Source organism: Rouxiella aceris (genome assembly GCF_012933545.1).
In the GTDB taxonomy this organism is placed as follows: domain Bacteria; phylum Pseudomonadota; class Gammaproteobacteria; order Enterobacterales; family Enterobacteriaceae; genus Rouxiella; species Rouxiella aceris.
This window is the reverse complement of the sequence record NZ_JAADJU010000009.1, coordinates 76,571-95,409: the sequence shown is the minus strand read 5'-3', so window position 1 is coordinate 95,409 and position 18,839 is coordinate 76,571. Positions and strand designations below refer to the sequence as shown.

Annotated in this window: 17 protein-coding genes; 10 read left to right on the top strand and 7 right to left on the bottom strand. The window is 53.2% G+C overall.

Annotation, left to right across the window (positions count from 1 at the left end; translation table 11 throughout):
* Positions 1-186: 186 nt before the first annotated feature.
* From GW590_RS17030 to GW590_RS17015, 4 genes are all read left to right on the top strand, one after another.
* Positions 187-1,212: an amino acid ABC transporter substrate-binding protein gene (locus GW590_RS17030; RefSeq protein ID WP_169404276.1), complete on the top strand. Its 1,026-nt coding sequence runs from the start codon at positions 187-189 to the stop codon at positions 1,210-1,212.
* A gap of 93 nt (positions 1,213-1,305) precedes the next feature.
* Positions 1,306-2,484 (top strand): amino acid ABC transporter permease, encoded by a 1,179-nt coding sequence (locus tag GW590_RS17025; protein ID WP_169404275.1) that lies wholly within the window; start codon positions 1,306-1,308, stop codon positions 2,482-2,484.
* A 9-nt stretch (positions 2,485-2,493) separates the two neighbouring features.
* A complete protein-coding gene (locus GW590_RS17020; protein ID WP_408014946.1) occupies positions 2,494-3,603 on the top strand; it encodes an amino acid ABC transporter permease in 1,110 nt (369 codons plus the stop codon).
* 8 nt (positions 3,604-3,611) lie between these two features.
* Positions 3,612-4,373, top strand: a complete 762-nt coding sequence (locus GW590_RS17015) for an amino acid ABC transporter ATP-binding protein (RefSeq protein WP_169404273.1) — start codon at positions 3,612-3,614, stop codon at positions 4,371-4,373.
* A gap of 52 nt (positions 4,374-4,425) precedes the next feature.
* Here the strand turns inward: GW590_RS17015 and GW590_RS17010 are convergent, their stop codons facing one another.
* Together GW590_RS17010 and GW590_RS17005 are read right to left on the bottom strand one after the other, a co-directional pair.
* On the bottom strand, positions 4,426-5,115 hold the full coding sequence (locus GW590_RS17010) for an LrgB family protein (protein ID WP_169404272.1): 690 nt from the start codon (positions 5,113-5,115) through the stop codon (positions 4,426-4,428).
* On the bottom strand, positions 5,108-5,530 hold the full coding sequence (locus GW590_RS17005; RefSeq protein ID WP_169404271.1) for a CidA/LrgA family protein: 423 nt from the start codon (positions 5,528-5,530) through the stop codon (positions 5,108-5,110). Before GW590_RS17005 ends, GW590_RS17010 begins: the two co-directional genes overlap by 8 nt.
* Positions 5,531-5,655: 125 nt before the next feature.
* Here GW590_RS17005 and GW590_RS17000 point away from each other — a divergent pair, with 125 nt between their 5' ends.
* Positions 5,656-6,558, top strand: coding sequence for a LysR family transcriptional regulator (locus GW590_RS17000; RefSeq protein WP_169404270.1), 903 nt, complete (start codon positions 5,656-5,658; stop codon positions 6,556-6,558).
* A 57-nt stretch (positions 6,559-6,615) separates the two neighbouring features.
* On the opposite strand, the gene GW590_RS16995 is transcribed toward GW590_RS17000, so the two are convergent.
* The 3 genes from GW590_RS16995 to GW590_RS16985 form a co-directional block, all read right to left on the bottom strand.
* On the bottom strand, positions 6,616-8,265 hold the full coding sequence (locus GW590_RS16995; protein ID WP_169404269.1) for a Na+/H+ antiporter: 1,650 nt from the start codon (positions 8,263-8,265) through the stop codon (positions 6,616-6,618).
* Positions 8,266-8,611: 346 nt separating this feature from the next.
* On the bottom strand, positions 8,612-9,979 hold the full coding sequence (locus tag GW590_RS16990; protein ID WP_169404268.1) for an NCS2 family permease: 1,368 nt from the start codon (positions 9,977-9,979) through the stop codon (positions 8,612-8,614).
* Between the two features lie 672 nt (positions 9,980-10,651).
* Positions 10,652-11,320 (bottom strand): glutathione S-transferase, encoded by a 669-nt coding sequence (locus GW590_RS16985; RefSeq protein WP_169404267.1) that lies wholly within the window; start codon positions 11,318-11,320, stop codon positions 10,652-10,654.
* Between the two features lie 361 nt (positions 11,321-11,681).
* On the opposite strand from GW590_RS16985, the gene GW590_RS16980 reads away from it, so the two are divergent.
* Both GW590_RS16980 and GW590_RS16975 read left to right on the top strand, forming a co-directional pair.
* Positions 11,682-13,775 (top strand): putative bifunctional diguanylate cyclase/phosphodiesterase, encoded by a 2,094-nt coding sequence (locus GW590_RS16980; protein WP_169404266.1) that lies wholly within the window; start codon positions 11,682-11,684, stop codon positions 13,773-13,775.
* 82 nt (positions 13,776-13,857) lie between these two features.
* Complete coding sequence (locus tag GW590_RS16975; RefSeq protein WP_169404265.1) at positions 13,858-14,196, top strand: nuclear transport factor 2 family protein; 339 nt, start codon at positions 13,858-13,860, stop codon at positions 14,194-14,196.
* A 53-nt stretch (positions 14,197-14,249) separates the two neighbouring features.
* Here GW590_RS16975 and GW590_RS16970 read toward each other — a convergent pair whose 3' ends face one another.
* A complete protein-coding gene (locus GW590_RS16970) occupies positions 14,250-15,035 on the bottom strand; it encodes an inositol monophosphatase family protein (protein ID WP_211186815.1) in 786 nt (261 codons plus the stop codon).
* Between the two features lie 337 nt (positions 15,036-15,372).
* Here GW590_RS16970 and GW590_RS16965 point away from each other — a divergent pair, with 337 nt between their 5' ends.
* The 3 genes from GW590_RS16965 to GW590_RS16955 all read left to right on the top strand — a co-directional run bounded on the left by GW590_RS16965 (position 15,373) and on the right by GW590_RS16955 (position 17,887).
* Positions 15,373-16,005: a LysE family translocator gene (locus GW590_RS16965; RefSeq protein ID WP_169404264.1), complete on the top strand. Its 633-nt coding sequence runs from the start codon at positions 15,373-15,375 to the stop codon at positions 16,003-16,005.
* A 92-nt stretch (positions 16,006-16,097) separates the two neighbouring features.
* The gene (locus tag GW590_RS16960; RefSeq protein ID WP_169404403.1) at positions 16,098-17,159 is read left to right on the top strand and encodes an ABC transporter substrate-binding protein; all 1,062 of its coding nucleotides are present in this window, start codon (positions 16,098-16,100) and stop codon (positions 17,157-17,159) included.
* Positions 17,159-17,887 carry a substrate-binding domain-containing protein gene (locus GW590_RS16955; RefSeq protein WP_169404263.1) on the top strand — a complete coding sequence of 243 codons (729 nt, stop codon included), beginning with the start codon at positions 17,159-17,161 and terminating at the stop codon, positions 17,885-17,887. The genes GW590_RS16960 and GW590_RS16955 overlap by 1 nt, the downstream gene beginning before the upstream one ends.
* Here the strand turns inward: GW590_RS16955 and GW590_RS16950 are convergent.
* Positions 17,884-18,732: a PA4780 family RIO1-like protein kinase gene (locus GW590_RS16950; protein WP_169404262.1), complete on the bottom strand. Its 849-nt coding sequence runs from the start codon at positions 18,730-18,732 to the stop codon at positions 17,884-17,886. The genes GW590_RS16955 and GW590_RS16950 overlap by 4 nt on opposite strands.
* Positions 18,733-18,839: the final 107 nt, after the last annotated feature.

Sequence of the window (18,839 nt, the reverse complement as noted above, 5' to 3'; positions counted from 1 at the left end):
CTATCAATGTTACTGTGCAATCCTCCTACGGCACTTGATTGATAAGTGTTTTCAATGTTGGCACTCCCTTTGCTTTAGCCGTTTTGCTCGCACAAAACTGAGCGACGGGCTTTGCCCCATTAACAGACAGGGTGCTTAGGCACTCACACAATAATAATTCTGCGGTTTTGCCTCACAGGACGATTTATGAAAAAAATACTGCTCTCAACGCTGATTGCCGCTGCAAGTTTTGTCACCCTGGCTGGACAAGCTCATGCAGGGGCGACTTTGGACGCGATTAAGAAGAAAGGATTTGTCCAATGTGGGATCAGCGATGGCTTGCCTGGTTTCTCCTATGCCGATTCCAAAGGTAAATTTACCGGTATCGACGTTGACGTTTGCCGTGCCGTTGCTGCTGCTGTTTTTGGTGATGCTGAAAAAGTAAAATACACCCCGCTGACAGCAAAAGAGCGTTTTACCGCGCTGCAATCTGGCGAAGTCGACATCCTCTCTCGTAATACTACCTGGACCTCTTCCCGCGATGGCGGCATGGGCATGGTTTTCGCCGGCGTTAACTATTACGACGGTATCGGCTTCCTGACTCACCAGAAAGCCGGGCTGAAAAGTGCCAAAGAACTTGATGGCGCAACAGTTTGCCTGCAGGCCGGGACTGACACCGAGCTGAACGTGGCCGACTACTTCAAAGCCCACAAAATGACCTATACCCCGGTCACCTTCGACCGTTCCGACGAAAGTGCCAAAGCGCTGGACTCAGGCCGTTGCGATACTCTGGCATCTGACCAGTCTCAGCTTTACGCCCTGCGTATCAAGCTGGGTAAACCAGATGACTTTATCGTTCTGCCAGAAGTGATCTCGAAAGAACCTCTGGGACCGGTTGTCCGTCGCGGCGACGAAGACTGGCTGGAAATTGTTCGCTGGTCATTGTTTGCCATGCTCAATGCCGAAGAAATGGGCGTGACCTCTAAAAACGTCGATGCACTGGCGGCTAACCCAACCACACCAGATATGGCCAACCTGCTGGGCAAAACCGGCAAATATGGCGAAGACCTGAAAGTGCCAAACGATTGGGTGGTTAAAATCGTCAAGCAAGTCGGTAACTACAGTGAAAGCTTTGAACGTAACGTTGGCCAGGACAGCCAGCTGAAAATCAAGCGTGGCCAGAATGCGCTGTGGAATCAAGGCGGCATTCAGTACGCACCACCAGTTCGCTAATCTCTACCGGAGCCACACGCCAGTCCTGCCTGGCGTGTGGCCTCCACGCATTCCCTGTTTGACTTGTATGACCGCATACTGAGGCTGTCTCTTATGTCGCAACGCCCAACCGAAAAAGTCGCGTTCTCACTGCGTAATCCCGCCGTTCGCGCCTGGTTGTACCAAATTTTCGCGGTGTTGCTGTTGGTTGCCTGTCTGGGCTACCTGTTACACAACACCATTACCAATCTAACGACGCGAGGGATCACCTCGGGATTTGATTTTTTAAGTCGAGGTGCCGGTTTCGGCATCGTGCAACACCTTATCAGTTTCCAGGAAGGCGACAGCTATGCGCGCGTCTTCGTTATCGGCTTACTGAACACCTTGCTGGTGTCAGCGCTGTGCATCGTTTTTGCTTCGATTCTCGGCTTTATCGTTGGGTTGGGAAGACTCTCCGACAACTGGCTGATCCGCAAACTCTGCACCTGCTATATCGAGACATTTCGTAATATCCCGCCACTGCTACAAATTTTCTTCTGGTACTTTGCGGTATTGCGCAATATGCCGGGACCGAAACAGAGCCTGAGTTTGTTCGATACGGTATTTGCCAGCAATCGCGGTCTGTACCTGCCGTCTCCAGAGCTTGCCCAGGGTAGCATTGCTGGCCTGCTGGCCTTGCTGCTGGCAATTGTCGGCATAGTTATGCTGAAACGTTATAACCGATTTCATCAGATACATACCGGGAAATACTGGCGCGTCTGGCCGTGGTATATCGTGATGTTGCTGGTGTTACCGGGTTTGGCGCATCTGTTGTTTGGCCCGGCCTTACACTGGGATATTCCGGCACTGCACGGTTTCAACTTCCGCGGTGGCATGGTGTTGATCCCTGAACTTGGGGCTTTGACCCTGGCGTTATCCGTCTATACCTCGACCTTTATCGCCGAAGTGATCCGTTCGGGTATTCAGTCGGTGTCACACGGCCAGCATGAAGCCGCGCGTTCTTTGGGGTTACCTAACACCGTTACGCTGCGTCAGGTTATTTTGCCGCAGGCGATGCGGGTGATCATTCCACCGTTGACCAGCCAATATTTAAACATTGTCAAAAACTCTTCACTGGCGGCGGCAATCGGCTATCCCGATATGGTATCGCTGTTTGCCGGTACGGTGCTTAACCAGACCGGGCAAGCGATCGAAACCATCGCCATCACCATGTCGGTGTACCTGATTATCAGCCTGCTGATTTCGTTTTTGATGAACATCTATAACCGACGCATTGCGTTGGTTGAGCGTTAAGGGAAACGAATGACGATGACCACACTTCCTCATTCCCTCAGAGGTGCCAAGCCCGGTACGCCGGTCGGTACAGCCATTCTCTGGGCACGTAAGAACCTGTTTTCCAGCTGGTTTAATGGCTTGTTGACACTGTTTTGTTTCTGGCTGCTGTGGGAGTTGATCCCGCCGTTGCTCAACTGGGTGATTTTTCAGGCCAACTGGGTGGGTACCAGCCGTATGGACTGTACCAAACAGGGTGCCTGCTGGGTGTTTATCCACGCGCGCTTTGGCCAGTTTATGTATGGGCTCTATCCCACCGATCAGCGCTGGCGCATCAATACCACGCTGATCGTCGGCCTGCTGTCGCTGGTGCCGATGTTCTGGTCGGCCATGCCGCGCCGCGGTCGTTACATTGCCTGCTGGGCGGTTGCCTTCCCGATCTTTACCTGGATTATGCTCTACGGCGGTTTTCTCGGCCTGAGCCGGGTAGAAACCCGGCAATGGGGCGGACTGACGCTGACGCTGATTATTGCGGCGGTGGGTATTGCCGGGGCGTTGCCTCTGGGGATCCTGCTGGCATTGGCGCGACGTTCAAGTCTGCCGATTGTACGTATTCTTTCGGTGATTTTTATTGAGTTCTGGCGCGGCGTACCGCTGATCACCGTGTTGTTTATGTCCTCGGTGATGTTGCCGTTATTCCTCACCGAAGGCACCAATATCGACAAGCTGATACGCGCGCTGGTTGGCGTGGTGCTGTTCCAGTCGGCCTATGTCGCCGAAGTGGTACGCGGTGGTTTGCAGGCGCTGCCCAAGGGGCAGACCGAAGCCGCCGAATCCCTGGCTCTTGGCTACTGGAAAACGCAGGGTCTGGTGATCCTGCCGCAGGCGCTGAAAATGGTGATACCGGGTCTGGTTAACACCATTATCGCACTGTTCAAAGATACCAGCCTGGTGATCATCATCGGTTTGTTTGACTTGTTCAGCAGCGTCCAGCAGGCCACGGTTGACCCTGAATGGTTGGGGATGTCCACCGAAGGCTACGTTTTTGCTGCTGCCGTTTACTGGATTTTCTGTTTTAGCATGTCGCGTTATAGCCAATATTTGGAAAAACGCTTTCACACCGGGCATTCCGCACACTGAGGTAGAACATGAGCGACCATCAAGTCACTGAAACTAAAAAAATGATGATCACGCTGGAAGACGTTAATAAGTGGTACGGACAGTTCCACGTGTTGAAAGGCATCAACCTGAACGTTAAATCAGGTGAGCGTATTGTGTTATGCGGACCGTCCGGCTCGGGTAAATCCACCACCATCCGCTGCATTAATCATCTTGAAGAACATCAGCAGGGACGCATTGTCGTCGATGGCACCGAGCTGAACGACGATCTGCGCAATATTGAACGTATCAGAACCGAAGTGGGCATGGTCTTTCAGCACTTCAATCTGTTCCCGCATCTGACAGTGCTGCAGAACTGTACACTGGCCCCGTGCTGGGTGCGTAAAATGCCGAAGAAAGAAGCCGACGAGCTGGCGATGCACTACCTGAAACGTGTACGCATTGCCGAACACGCGCACAAGTTCCCGGGACAACTTTCCGGCGGCCAGCAGCAGCGTGTGGCCATTGCCCGTTCGCTATGTATGAAACCGAAAATCATGCTGTTTGACGAACCGACCTCGGCACTGGATCCGGAAATGGTAAAAGAGGTGTTGGATACCATGATCGGACTGGCGGAAGAAGGCATGACCATGCTGTGTGTGACTCATGAAATGGGCTTTGCGCGCACCGTGGCCGACCGGGTGATCTTTATGGACCGCGGAGAGATTGTCGAAGAAGCCGCGCCTGAGGAGTTTTTTGCCAATCCGAAATCGGCAAGAACCCGCGAGTTCCTGTCGCAGATTATTCACTAGGCTAGCCCGTAAAACCTTAGGGAAACCGGCAGTGATATGCCGGTTTATCCCGTCACCACATATAGCGGCCAATCAGCGGCGCAATCACCACCGTTAACACCCCTGCCAGCATCATCACCAGACTGGAGACCACCCCGGCCTCAGCGCCAATCTCATAGGCTCTGGCGGTGCCTGCGCCATGCGAGGCGGCACCAAAACCGGCGCCTTTGGCCATACTGCTCTGCACTGCCAGACGCAGGAATAAAATATCGCCAACGGCCATGCCGAAGACCCCAGTGATCACCACAAACAGCGCCACCAAATCCGGCTGGCCGCCCATTTGTTTGGCCGCCGCCAGGGCAAAGGGGGTAGTAATGGAGCGCACCGCCAGGCTACGTTGGATTTCCTCCGGCAGCGTCAGCATGCGCGCCAGCCATACCGAGCTGAATACCGCCACCACAATCGCGGTGACCACCCCGGCGCTCAATGACAGCCAGTGGCGGCGGATCACCGCCATATTCTCGTAGACCGGCACGGCAAAGGCGATGGTTGACGGACCGAGTAGCCACAGCAGCCAATGGGTTTCGCCAATATAATCCTGATAGGAGATATGGGTGATCAACAGCAGCACCACCAGAACCACCGGCGTTAACACCAGCGGCATAAACACCAGAATATGCCGCCGCCGATAAAGCTTTTTATTGGCAAAGTACAGTGCCAACGTCGCCAGAAAACAGAGCAGGCTAATGGTAAAATCAGTCATCAGCGGATTTCCTGGCGGCCAGGCGTTGTTCTAAGCGGTAGACGCGATCAACCACCAGCGAAGTAGCACCCAGAGTAAACAAGGTGCTAACGCCGATCACCAAAAATATCTTCCAGCCTTCGACCATCAACAACTGAGCGTAATTAACCACCGCCACCACGGCGGGCACAAAAAACAGCAGCATTTCCGCCAATAGCCAACGGGAACCGGCTTTCACCCAACTGACAGGCAGAATGCGCAACATAATCAACATTAAAAGCATCAGCATGCCGACAATATTGGCGGGCAAAGGCAAGTGCAACAGGGTAACAATGCGATCGGCGACCAGATAAAGCAGGGCATAAAGCACTACCTGAATCGGCACCTGGCAGCGGGTAAACAACGACGGCGCTCTAACGCGCAACGCCAACATCATGGGAAACAACCTCAATGGACGAAGAATAAACAAAGGCTAGTATACGTGGCTGGGAAACCTGTTAAGAAATGAATTAAAATCATCCAAATCATTCCAAATTGGCATGCTTTGTCAACCGGAGCCTTATGGACGTTCGTACCCTGCGTTATTTTGTCGAAGTGGTTCGTCAGCAGAGCTTTACTCGCGCGGCGGAAAAGCTGTTTGTCACGCAACCGACTATCAGCAAAATGTTGCGTAATCTTGAAGATGAGCTGGAATGTACCCTGCTGGTGCGCGAGGGGCGACGCCTGCGTTTGACCGACAGCGGGCAGGCGCTCTATCAGCGCGGATTAACCATCCTTGAAGAGTTCCGTCAGTTAAAAGCCGAGCTCCAGGATATCAACGGCCTTAAGCGCGGCCAATTGCGACTGGGCGTACCGCCGATGGTCGGTACGCAAATGGCACCGCTGATTGGCGAGTTCCGTCAGCGTTATCCGGGGATTGAGCTGATTATTTCCGAGTTTGGCGGATTGACCGTCCAGCAGGCGGTACTTTCCGGTGAGCTGGACCTGGCCCTGACCGCCCTGCCTGTGGATCCTGATTTGCCGATCACCTCGCAGCTGCTGTTCAGCCATCCACTGTGCATTGTGGTGCCCAGAACGCCGTACTGGCTGAATCGTACCTCGGTGGCCATTGCTGAGCTGGCAGAGCAAAGTATTCTGATTTACAACGAAGACTTTGCGCTGTATCGGTTGTTAATCGACGCCTTTCACGCCCATGGCTTTACGCCAAAGATTGCCGCGCGCAGCGGCCAGTGGGACTTTCTGGCGGCAATGGTGCAAACCGGGATGGGTGTGGCGATCCTCCCCGAACCCATCTGTCAGCGGCTAGACAGCCAGCAGTTGCTGTGGATCCCGCTGGCCCCTACGCTGCTATGGCAACTGGGGTTGATCTGGCGTCAGGGCAGTTATTTATCGCAAAGCGCCCAGGCGTGGATTGCCCATAGTCGCGAACTGTGGCCCGATGACCAGTCAGGCTATCCGCGATAAAAAAAGCCCACCGCTTACGCCGTGGGCCTGATTAATCTCCTGCTGGCAACACGGGGGTTATACCTCTTTTTCTACCAGCAAGGCTTCCAGCAGATCGAGATCGTGCAATAATTTTTGCAGTGTTTCATTGCTGATGCGCTGCGTGGCGCGCAGATGATAAAGCTCGCCGCGTTCGGCACGCAGTGCGGTCAGCCGGAAACGCCGCTCGAGGTTTTCCAGCTTGAGCGCGTTTTCAACATCGTCTTTATTTACCGTGCGCCGCCGCAGATTCCCCACCACCCGCGAGCTGATCTCTTTTAGCGTCTGCTCATCAATGTTCTCTTCGGCATCGGCTGCCAGCCGCTCCTCCATTTTGTGCAAACTCTCAATCGCCACTTCGGCCGCGACAGAGCGCGCCATACGCTCTTCGTTGCGATAGACCGAGTTATCGGCCACCACCACGCCGCGCAACAGTAATGGTAGCGCCAACACCCCGGAGATCAGCGAGAACAAGATCACCCCGGCGGCCAAAAACACCAGTTGATAGCGGGACGGGAAGGCAGAACCATCGGGTAAAAACAGCGGAATGGAGAGGACACCGGCAAGGGTGATCGCCCCGCGCACACCGGCAAATGACGCCACCCAAAGCTCGCGGGTGGAATAATTACCAAACAGCAGCGGACGTTTTTTTAACAGCCGATGACTAAAGTGTTTCATCGACCATAGCCAGACAAAGCGCAGCAACAGCAGCGCAAAGTAGACAATAGCGACGTCGGCAAACAGATGCCAGGTAACAATGCTCGGGTCATGGGTTGCCTGATCCAGAGAAGACTCCAGGATCCCCGGCAGTTGCAGGCCCAACATGATAAACACCATGCCGTTAAACACAAACTCCAGCATCGCCCAGACGCTGTTGGCACGTAAACGCATGGCCAGCGGGGCATTGCGAATAATGCCCGACTGGCTGATGGTCATCCCGGCCGCCACCGACGCCAGGATCCCGGAGACGCCAATATGTTCGGCAATCAGGTAGGAGGCAAAGGGCAGCAGGAGCAGTAATACAATTTGTGTCGCCGGATCGTCTCCGCTCCAGCGGCTCATAATGCGCAGGGACTTGCTGTATAACCAGGTCACTGCCACCCCGGCCAACAGACCGCCCACCGCCACTTTCAGAAACTCCAGGGTCGCTCCCGGTACAGTGAACACCATAGTGCCCATCGCCACGGCGATAGCAAATTTCAACGACACCAGGCCCGAGGCATCATTCATTAGCGCCTCGCCTTCGAGGATACTCATAATCGATTTTGGGATACGGCCTTTGCCGACAATCCCGGACAGCGCCACGGCATCGGTAGGCGACAGCACCGCGGCCAGCGCAAAGGCCGCCACCAGCGGAATATTCGGTACCATCATATAAATCAGATAGCCGACCCCTACCACGGTGACCAGCACCAGCGCCAGTGCCAGACCGAGGATTTCCCGGCCGCGATATAAAAACTCGCGCATCGGCGTTTTCCAGCCATCGGCAAACAGCAGGGGCGGGATAAACAACACCAGAAACAGCTCGGGATCAAAATCGACGTGTAAACCGAAGTTTGGCCAGGCAAGCAAAGCACCGACGGCGATTTGCATCAGCGGAAGAGGGACCTGAAAAGGCAACATTCTGGTAACGACACCGGAGAGTGACACCACCAGTATCAAAATAAGAATGGTAAAGAAGATTTCCATGCTTTCCTTAGACTGTGGTTATTAGGCTGCATCCCGCAAGGGTCGCGGCACAATGGCGGGACCCAGCCTGATTTATGCTTGCAACCGGGCGCAGGGCAAGCCCGCACGACCTTTTTGATAGTAAATCATTTTTGGCTGAGAAAAAAATGCCAGGGCAGATCTTTTTATAAAAAGTAATTTAACAACTAGTTTACGGAAAACAGGGGGAGGCAGAGGTTTTATCAGTGCGGAACAAACAGAAAGCAGTAAAAAACTGGATCGTTGACAGCGGTAACAGCAGGACAGACCGGCGACACAGGTAATGTTGTGCACCGGTCATCCAGCTAACCGTACTAACGGACGCTAATTAAATGGCCCAGCCACCGGCATAAAACGCCACCAGCGCCACGGCAATGATCACCGTACCCAGGTTCAGCTTACGCCACTCACCGGAACAGATACGACCAATCACCAGCGAGCTAAAGCCCAGCATAATACCGGTGACGATATTACAGGTCAGAACAATAAATACCGCACACAGCAGACCCGACATGGCATCAACAAAATCATTGAAATCCAGTTTGGTAACATTGCTGAGCATCAGTAAGCCGACATACATCAAGGCCGGTGCCGTGGCATAAGCCGGGACCAGATAGGAAAGCGGGGATAAAAACAGCATCAGCAGAAACAGCACGCCCACTACCGTGGCGGTCAAACCGGTTTTACCACCGGCCGCTGTACCCGCCGCCGACTCGATATAGACCGCAGCAGGTGCCGCCCCAACCAGACCGGCGAGGATACTGCTGACGGAGTCCGCGGTCAGCGCCTTGCCAGCATTGATAATCTGACCGTCTTTTTGCAGCAGATTGGCCTGCCCGGCCACCGCACGAATGGTACCGGTGGCATCAAATACCGCCGTCATAACCAGCGCCAGCACGCTAGGCAATACCGCCGCTTTCATTGCGCCTAAAATATCGAGATTGAAAAACAGCGAATGACCGCTGGCATCGGACAGCGAAGGCATGGCAAACAGCCCCTGATATTTCACCGCCGGATCAAAGATCAAACCAACAATTGAAATAACAATAATCACCAGCAGAATGCCACCAGGAACGCGCAGTTTTTCCAGGCCAAAAATCACCGCCAGTCCCAGCAACGTCATGATGACCGGGAAGGAAGTAAAGGCCCCCAGAGTCACCGGCAAGCCATCGAGAGGATTTTTAATCACCAGACCGACACCGTTAGCGGCGATCAGCAGTAAAAACAGGCCAATACCAATCCCGGTACCATGCGCCACACCGATCGGCAAATTACGCAAAATCCACGAGCGAATACCGGTCACTGAGATCAGGGTAAACAGCGCCCCCATCAAAAACACCGCGCCCAAGGCAACGGGTACGCTGATATGTTGCCCCAGCACCAGGCTAAAGGCGGTAAAGGCGGTTAACGAAATGGCGCAGCCGATGGCCAGCGGCAAATTTGCCCACAGACCCATTAACAACGATCCCAATCCGGCCACCAGACAAGTGGCAACAAACACGGCGGCAGGTGAAAAACCGGCCTTGCCAAGCATGGCGGGAACGACAATGACCGAGTAGACCATCGCCAAAAAGGTGGTGAAGCCGGCAATGACTTCCTGACGTACCGAGCTGCCGCGCGAACTAATGGCAAAAAAAGCGTCAAGCGATCCCTTGGGCGTCACGCTGCCGCCCGCTTGAGAATGTTGCTGAGACATGGTGGAGATCCTCTGAATGTCATACTGAAATGCCTGCGTGGTCATTATGAAATCGTTTCTGCTCGTTCGCTTCCCTACCCGGCTAAAAACAGCGGTAACAATACTCAACGCCCGAGTTAACCGGGTTGAAAACCATCACCAAGCCAGGGCAAACGATTAACTCTCATCGCGTACGGCGGTTGTAAAAGTAGTAGATATGGCCAAGCAAACGATTATCCAGCGAGTAATGCTCTATTTTCAACTCTGATTAGCGAAGTTTTTCCAAATAACGCTCACTTTAAAGGCATTTAATCTAAAAAGATGAGACAGGATAAGTTTTATACGCCTCAACTGGCCGTCGCTTGTCAAAAAGCCTGTGCAACCACGCCAGGTAACGGTAGAGATCCAACCCGCGCCCGCGAAAAATTTCCTGGCCGCGAAGCGATCAATCCAGCAACGGGTAAACTTTGCCGCAGCCGCGGCTAAAGACATCAACTTTATTACATAATAAATCAGCGTGACTATAATGAACAAAAAACAACGGGCTTTATTGAGTGGGCTAAAAAATAATCATCTGGTCAGTGAATAATTTATTTTTCCCGCGATAATCTCAAACGGTGAGCTCTTTATATGGCGGTATTATCGAGAGGATAAATTATCACTGTAATAATTAAATCCTCTCGAATCATTTAATCAACCAATAATGTTATAGGGTCCGCCTTGCACCAAGGCTCGTTGATATGCCGGTCTGGCCTGAATGGTTGCCAGCCAGTTTTTTAAATGCGGCGACTTATCCAGCGGCCAGCGTGAAGCGAGCGCTTCAATGGGAAAACTCATCTGAATATCAGCCGCACTAAAGGTATCACCGGCAAACCACGGCGTTTTGCCAAGATGCTGTTCCAGATAGTCGGCATGGGTCGCCAGCTGCTTATCCAGATAGTGTTGCTGCACGCCTTTGCCAATGGCACCGGCAATCGGCCGCATCAGCCAGGGTACAGGCGATTTGCCCAGACGCCCAAAAATAAGCTTCATTACCAGCAAAGGCATTAATGAGCCTTCCGCATAATGCAGCCAATAGCGATACTGCTGACGTGACAAGGGATCCACGGGTTTTAGATTACCTTGCAAATCATAGGTTTCTTGTAAATATTCGATAATCGCCCCCGACTCGGCCAGCACCAAATCACCCTCCTCCAACACCGGCGACTTGCCTAACGGGTGGATTTTCTTTAGCGCCTCCGGGGCCAACATGGTTTTATCATCACGTTGATATCGTTGAATTTTATATTCAAGCTGCAGTTCCTCAAGCAACCATAAAATTCGTTGGGAACGCGAGTTATTAAGATGATGAACAGTGATCATGCATTCCACTCCAGGGTAATAATGCCAATTAATGATTAACTATAGACGTTGTTATAAAGGCTGTGACTTTCTCAAAAAATAAAACCACAACTTTATTAAGGCTAACTTTGGGCATGCAAATTTATTTTCCAAATGCAGCCATTACGATTAATCTGGCGCAAAGTTAAGTAAGGATATTCCTTCGTCGCATTTAATATTTCCAATTAGCACTATCATTAAGCTTCTATCTCTGCCGATTTTCAAGCGGCAAGCCGACAGTATGCGCAGGGGTCAGCAAAAGTCTGGCCTGCTCGTCTGTGGAGCCAATGCGGTTTGCAGAATAGAAGGACATCAGCCAAATTTTATTGTGTAGGGACCTTATATGCTTTCCAGTGATTACAACGATGTGCTCATTTTATTTTCGGTCATTGTTGCAATGCTCGCCTCCTACACTGCACTGGATATGGCAGGACGAGTCGCCACCACCCAGGGAAAGGCGTCAAAACTCTGGCTGACGGGAGGCGCAGTGGCAATGGGCATTGGCGTCTGGTCCATGCATTTTATCGGCATGCTGGCCTTTAACATGCCGGTCGCGATGGGCTATGACCCCGGTATTACCGCGTTTTCGATGGCCATCGCCATTGTTTCCTCCGCCTTTGCGCTTTGGCTGGTTTGTCAGGCACAGTTACCCCTTCCCCGTTTGTTGTTCGGCGCGCTGTTGATGGGCGGCGGCATTGCCTCCATGCATTATACCGGCATGGCGGCAATGCGCATGATGCCAGCCATTACCTATAACCCGGAGTGGGTGCTGCTATCGGTGGTGGTGGCCATCGCCGCCTCAGTTAGTGCATTGTGGATGGCTTTTCATCTGCGAAACCATTCCCCCAATGTCAAACTGCTGCGCGTAGGCGCGGCGGTGATTATGGGTACGGGTATTGCCGGGATGCACTATATCGGCATGACAGCGGCGGCGTTTCCGCCCGGATCCCATAGCATGGCCGCCTTCTCCGGCGTCAATAACAACTGGCTGGCGTTGCTGGTGATTGTGGTGACTTTGGCGGTGCTGGCGATTACGTTGATTATTTCGGTGCTTGATGCCCGATTGCAGGCCAGAACCTCGATACTGGCCTCTTCACTGGCCCAGGCCAACCGCGAACTGACCCAACTGGCGCTGCACGATAATCTGACCAAGCTGCCAAACCGGTTATTGCTGGAAGACCGGCTGACACAGGCATTTCAGAAAGCCAAACGCGGCGGAAGCCATTTTGCCGTGCTGTTTATGGATTTGGACGGTTTTAAAGCGGTGAATGACGCCTTTGGCCATCATATTGGCGACCAGCTGTTGATCAGCGCCACCCATCGTATCAACCAGGAAATTCGTGCCTCCGATACCCTGGCACGGTTGGGGGGTGATGAATTTGTGCTGCTGACCGAGATTGTCGACCCCAACGATGCCGCCACGCTCGCCGATCGTCTGGTGCATGTCATTGCCAAACCCTTTTACGTTTCGCGCTATGAGCTGCTGGTGACCACCAGTATCGGCATTGCTGTCTATCCGGGGGATGGCGAGAATGAGCGCGATTTAATGCTTAATGCCGATGCCGCCATGTATCACACCAAAAACACCGGCCGCAATGGCCATCATTTCTTTCAGAAATCGATGAACGCCAACGCCCATAATCAGCTGCAACTGCTTAACGATCTGCGCGCCGCCATCGACCATAAAGAGCTGCGTCTGCACTATCAGCCAAAATTTGTTGCCCCGCACGGACCGGTGTGCGGTTTTGAGGCGCTGCTGCGCTGGGAGCGTCATGGCGTGACGCTAACCCCAGATGTATTTTTACCTCTCGCCGAAAAAACCGGGCTGATCATTCCGATTGGCGAATGGGTGCTAAATGAAGCCTGTCGCCAGCTGCATCAATGGCATCTCGAGGGGCATCCCGACTGGACGGTGGCGGTAAATATCTCGGCGCTGCAATTTGAACAGCCGAATCTGCTGGAGAAAGTGATGGAGATTATTGAATATCATCAGATCCCCCCGGCGATGATCACCCTGGAAGTGACAGAAACCACCGCCATGCGCGATCCGGAAAACAGCGTCAACATCCTCGAACGACTCACACAGTACGGAGTGAAAGCGTCCATTGACGATTTCGGTACCGGCTACTCCAGCCTGCTATATCTTAAACGCCTGCCTGCCAGTGAGCTGAAGATTGACGGCGCCTTTATCAACGAGCTGATCGCAGGCAGTGAAGATGCCAGTATCGTACAGGCGATTATCGCCTTGGGGAAAACCCTGAAGCTGAATATTGTGGCCGAAGGGGTCGAAACCGCACAGCAGCAAAACTTTCTCACCGAAATGGGCTGCAATACACTGCAAGGCTATCTGCTGGGCCGCCCGATGACACCCGCGCAGATCGCGGCAAAACCCGACAGCGAATGGCAAGCTCATCCGGCGAACAATAAAAGCAGCTAAAGATTGACAATATTTCGCCACTGCTGCAAATTGAATTTAAATTCAAATAATTTGAATTTAAATTCACAAAAGGAGTTTTACCATGTCTGACGCTCTCGCCGTCGTAGAACAGCAGTTTGTCGCCTATAACCAGCATGACCTGGAAAAATTCGCTGCCAATTTCAGTGAGTCATTCACCGCCTGGCGCATGCCTGCTACTGAGCCGTCAATGCAAGGGAAACAGCAGCTTATTGATTTTTACGCCCAGCACCGATTCAATAACCCGGCGCTGCGCGCCGAGTTAATCTCACGCACAGTACTGGGTAATAAAGTCTTCGACCTGGAAAAAATTCACGGGCTGAGCGAACAGCCAATTGACAGCGTGGCGGTTTTTGAAGTGAATAATGGACTGATTGACCGCGCATGGTTTTACTTCGCCTGATTGCGCATTGATAGCCAAAGGGCGGCATTCGGCGTACTTGCCGCCCGTTTCGCTTAACGTGGTGCCAGATCGGGCCACAGCGGTTTAACCGCAGCCATTAATGCCGGGGTCGCGGCGGCAACCGACAAATGGCGAATCCCCTGGGATCCGAAATTCACGACGGTTTCCAGTCCCGCTTCCTGACAGAGCACCGCGCCACCGGCGATATCCCACAGGGTGGTACGACGTTGTATATGGCCTTCGGTCACCCCTTTGGCAGCAAATACCATGCCGACGGTAGTACAGCGATAACAATGTACCGACCAGTTGGCCTCACGCAGACCGCGATAGAAGGCCGCGGCTTCGCCCAACTGATCGTCGGCGCTGTCACCCAGCGAGACAATCTGCACATCGGCAAAACGATTATCGCGAGTAAAAGGCTGACCATTGAGGAAGATACCGCGGCCAGTTTCTGCGGCAAAGAGTTCATTGAGTACCGGTAATGCCACCACGCCGATCACTGGCCGACGCTGTTCAACCAGCCCCAGCGAAACGCCCCATAGCGGGGAGCCGCGCAGAAAATTGGAGGTGCCATCGATGGGATCGATCACCCAGCAGGGACTATCGTCCAACTGGCCGCCCATCTCTTCACCAATGATCGCATCCTCGGGAAAATAGTGCTGCAACTGCTGGCGGATAAAGGTTTCCACCGCCACATCGGCGACGGAGACAAAATCCTGGGGACGTTTACTGCTAACATCTATTTCGCTGCGGCGGGAAAAATAATCCAGCGCCAGCTCCGCCGCCTGGGCGGCAATCTGACTGGCAATCCGCAGTCGCTCGGAAATTTCGCTTTTCATGATTCATGCTCTCTGTCTTATGCCCACGACCGAAGTGACCCTGCCGCTATGCCGCAGTAGCCAGCCTGCCTCGATCGCTATACGCCCTACTCTTGCCGGATATTGATATGCGCGGTGATCACAGTAATCCAGCGGGGGTGAGACATCCAGCGTCTTGATGCTCACGCAGTGAGGGGCGGTTATTGATTATCGGGCGATTAACTTGTCATGGTCACATGACAAAAAGAGTCCAATTGGGTGAACAAAACATGACAGCACTTTGCCAGGCAAAGCAGAAAGGTTATAACTTTGAGAGAATTTATTTTTCCAAGCCCGATAAAAACTGGAGAATGCCACCATGCCTGATGCCGCCCATCTACTGCCTTTTATGTTGATTGCTCTTGGTCTGGTACTGACGCCAGGACCCAATATGCTGTATCTGATCTCGCGCTCTCTTTGTCAGGGGCCAAAGGCCGGGCTTATCTCGTTGGGGGGGGTAGTGGTAGGTTTCCTTTTTTATATGGTGTTCGCCGCGCTCGGTATTACTGCACTATTAATGGCCGTGCCCTTTGCTTATGACAGCCTCAGATTCTGTGGTGCGCTCTATTTGCTGTATATGGCTTGGCAGGCGATTCGCCCCGGCGGACGCTCACCTTTTCAGGTGCGACAGTTAGCCAAAGACAATCCGCGAAAACTCTTTGCCATGGGGCTGCTAACCAACCTGCTCAACCCCAAAACAGCGGTGCTTTATCTTTCCCTGCTGCCGCAGTTTATCGTGCCCGAACAGGGAAAAGTCCTGATGCAGTCACTGGTGCTCGGCAGCACGCAAATTTTGATTAGCTTCTGTTTTAACGCCCTGATCGCCGTCTCGGCTGGCTATATCGCCGCCTTTCTGGCCGGCAGACCGTTATGGACCTTGATTCAGCGCTGGCTGATGGCCACCGTATTGAGTGGTCTTGCGGTACGCATGCTGATTGAGGGTCGCAAGTAATCTTGCCGATATTCATATAACCGCCCTCGTTATATAATAAATTACACAACGTATAACGAGGTTTACCGGTGAACGCATTTCTCAAGGTTATCATGCTCGGCACAGCACTGAGCTTATGTTCTTTTTCTTCTCTGGCGTCGCGTCAGGTGACCGACCAGCTGGGCCGCCAGGTCACCCTGCCTGACCAGGTTGATCGCGTGGTGGTGTTGCAGCATCAGACACTGAATCTGTTGGTACAACTGGACGCCAGCAGCAAGATCGTCGGCGTACTGTCAAACTGGAAACAGCAATTAGGCGACAGCTACGTGCGCCTGGCCCCCAGTCTGGTCAACACCCCGGCACTGGGCGATTTGACGCATGTTGATCTGGAAAGCCTGGTGGCCCTGCATCCGCAGGTGGTGTTTGTCACCAATTATGCTCCCCAGGAGATGATCGACCAGATCAGCCACACCGGTATTGCGGTGATCGCCGTTTCATTACGTGAAGATCGCCCCGGCGAAGCGGCAAAAATGAATCCCGAGATGAGCAACGAAGAGCAGGCCTATAACCAGGGTTTAAAAACCGGCATCCGTCTGATTGGCGAAGTGGTTAATCGGCAAAAACAGGCCGAAGCCCTGGTCGATTATACCTTTGCCCAACGCAAGTGGGTCAGCGATCGTCTGCAATCGGTCACGCCGCAGCAGCGAGTGCGGGTGTATATGGCCAATCCGGATCTGACCACCTACGGTTCCGGCAAATATACCGGGCTGATGATGCATCACGCCGGGGCGCTTAACGTCGCAGAATCGACGGTAAAAGGATTTAAACAAGTTAGCCTGGAACAGGTTATTGCCTGGGATCCGCAGGTGATCTTTGTGCAGGATCGTTACCCTGAGGTCGTCGGTACGATCCTCCATGATCCCAAATGGCAGGTCATTGAAGCCGTCAAAAATCACCGCGTTTATCTGATGCCGGAATACGCCAAAGCCTGGGGATATCCAATGCCGGAAGCGCTGGCCATTGGTGAACTGTGGATGGCGAAAAAACTCTATCCGCAGCAGTTTAGCGATATTGATATGCAGAAACAGGCCGATGCCTACTACCAGCGCTTCTATCGCACGCAATATGTCGCCCCAGCCAGCGCCCTCTCCGCCAGCACAGAGCCAAAAGCCTGATGGATGTACTCTCGCTCAATGTCCTGGCCGCCGGCAGCCTGCGCTCGGTATGGCGGCCTTTGATGCAGGTCTTTACGCAACAGACCGGCATTGCCGTTCACAGTCAGTTCGGTCCGGCAGGGCTTTTACGCCAGCGCATTGAACAAGGGGAGTCTGTTGACCTCTTTGCTTCTGCCAATCTGGCACATCCGCAAAGTCTGTTAGCCCAGGGGCTGGCGCAAGGTATCGCCAGCTTTACCAGTAACCGGCTCTGTCTGACCGTACGCCGAGGGCTTAAGCCTGAGCACAGCGACTGGCTGGAGTATCTGCGCGACCGCACCCTGAGGGTCGGTACCTCAACCCCGCTGGCCGATCCCTCAGGTGACTATGCCTGGCAGCTGTTTGCTCGCCTTGAGCAGCAGCATCCCGGACTGGGGGAGCAACTGCGCCAGTTGGCGTTACCTTTGGTGGGCGGAGCACAAAGCGCGCCAGTCCCGGAGGGGGAACTGGCGGCGGCCTGGCTGATCCGCAGCAATCAGTGCGATATGTTTATTGGCTATGCCAGCTATGGCCGTCGGCTGGCGGCATGTGCCGATTTACAACTGATAGCGATACCCGAGGAGGACAATATACAAGCAGATTATGCACTTGCGCAGTGCAGCGCCAAAGCCGCACCGCTGTCAGAATTTATCTTGTCGACAACGGCACAGGAATATTTGCGTCGGGAAGGATTTGCAGAAAGGCCTTAGTCCCTTTCTTTCAGCGCGCGCTGGCGATCGTAGTACTCGTCTTCTGCGGCAGTGATCTCGTCTAATAGTGAATCCACGTCAGCGGTGTGGGTGTCTTCGGCAAAATCGCCGGTCAGCACACTTTCTGGCGTGAGTTTCCCTTCTTCATACAACGCCCAGATCTCTTTGGCATAGCGAGTTTTCAGCAGTTCTGGCGCAAACTGACCGTAAAAATCGGTCATATTATTCACATCGCGCTCAAACATGGATTCGGCATGGTTATTGGCCGAGGCATCGACCGCCTGCGGCAAGTCGATAATCACCGGTCCCTGTGCATCAAGCAACACGTTGAATTCTGACAAGTCACCGTGAACAATACCGGCGCAAAGCATACGCACAATATTACGGATCATAATATCATGTCCTTCCCGCGCCTCTTCCGGGGTGAAGGTGACGTCACTTAACCGTGGAGCCACCAGCCCTTCGCTGTCGGTGATCAACTCCATCAGCAGCACACCATCAAGACAGATATAGGGTTGCGGAACACGCACGCCGGCATTGGCCAGGCGAAACAGGGCATCAACTTCGGCAGTCTGCCAGGTCTCTTCCTGTTGCTTGCGGCCAAATCGGGAGCCTTTCTGCATCGCACGCGCACTGCGGCTGTTACGCACTTTACGCCCTTCCTGATACTGAACTGCCTGCTTAAAGCTACGTTGCGTTGCCTCTTTATAAACTTTGGCGCAGCGGATTTCCTCACCGCAGAGCACGGTGTAAACGTCGGCTTCTTTGCCACTTTTCAGTCGACGGACCACATCATCGATCAGGCCGTCATCCACCAGAGGTTGGATTCTATTTGGGATTTTCATGCAGCCTTGTACCTTATTTATGCGCGCGAGGGAATCACCCCGCACAATATTCCTTATATCAAAACAAAATGAAGGCAAAAAGCTTCATTTTTTGAATGATTTAATGC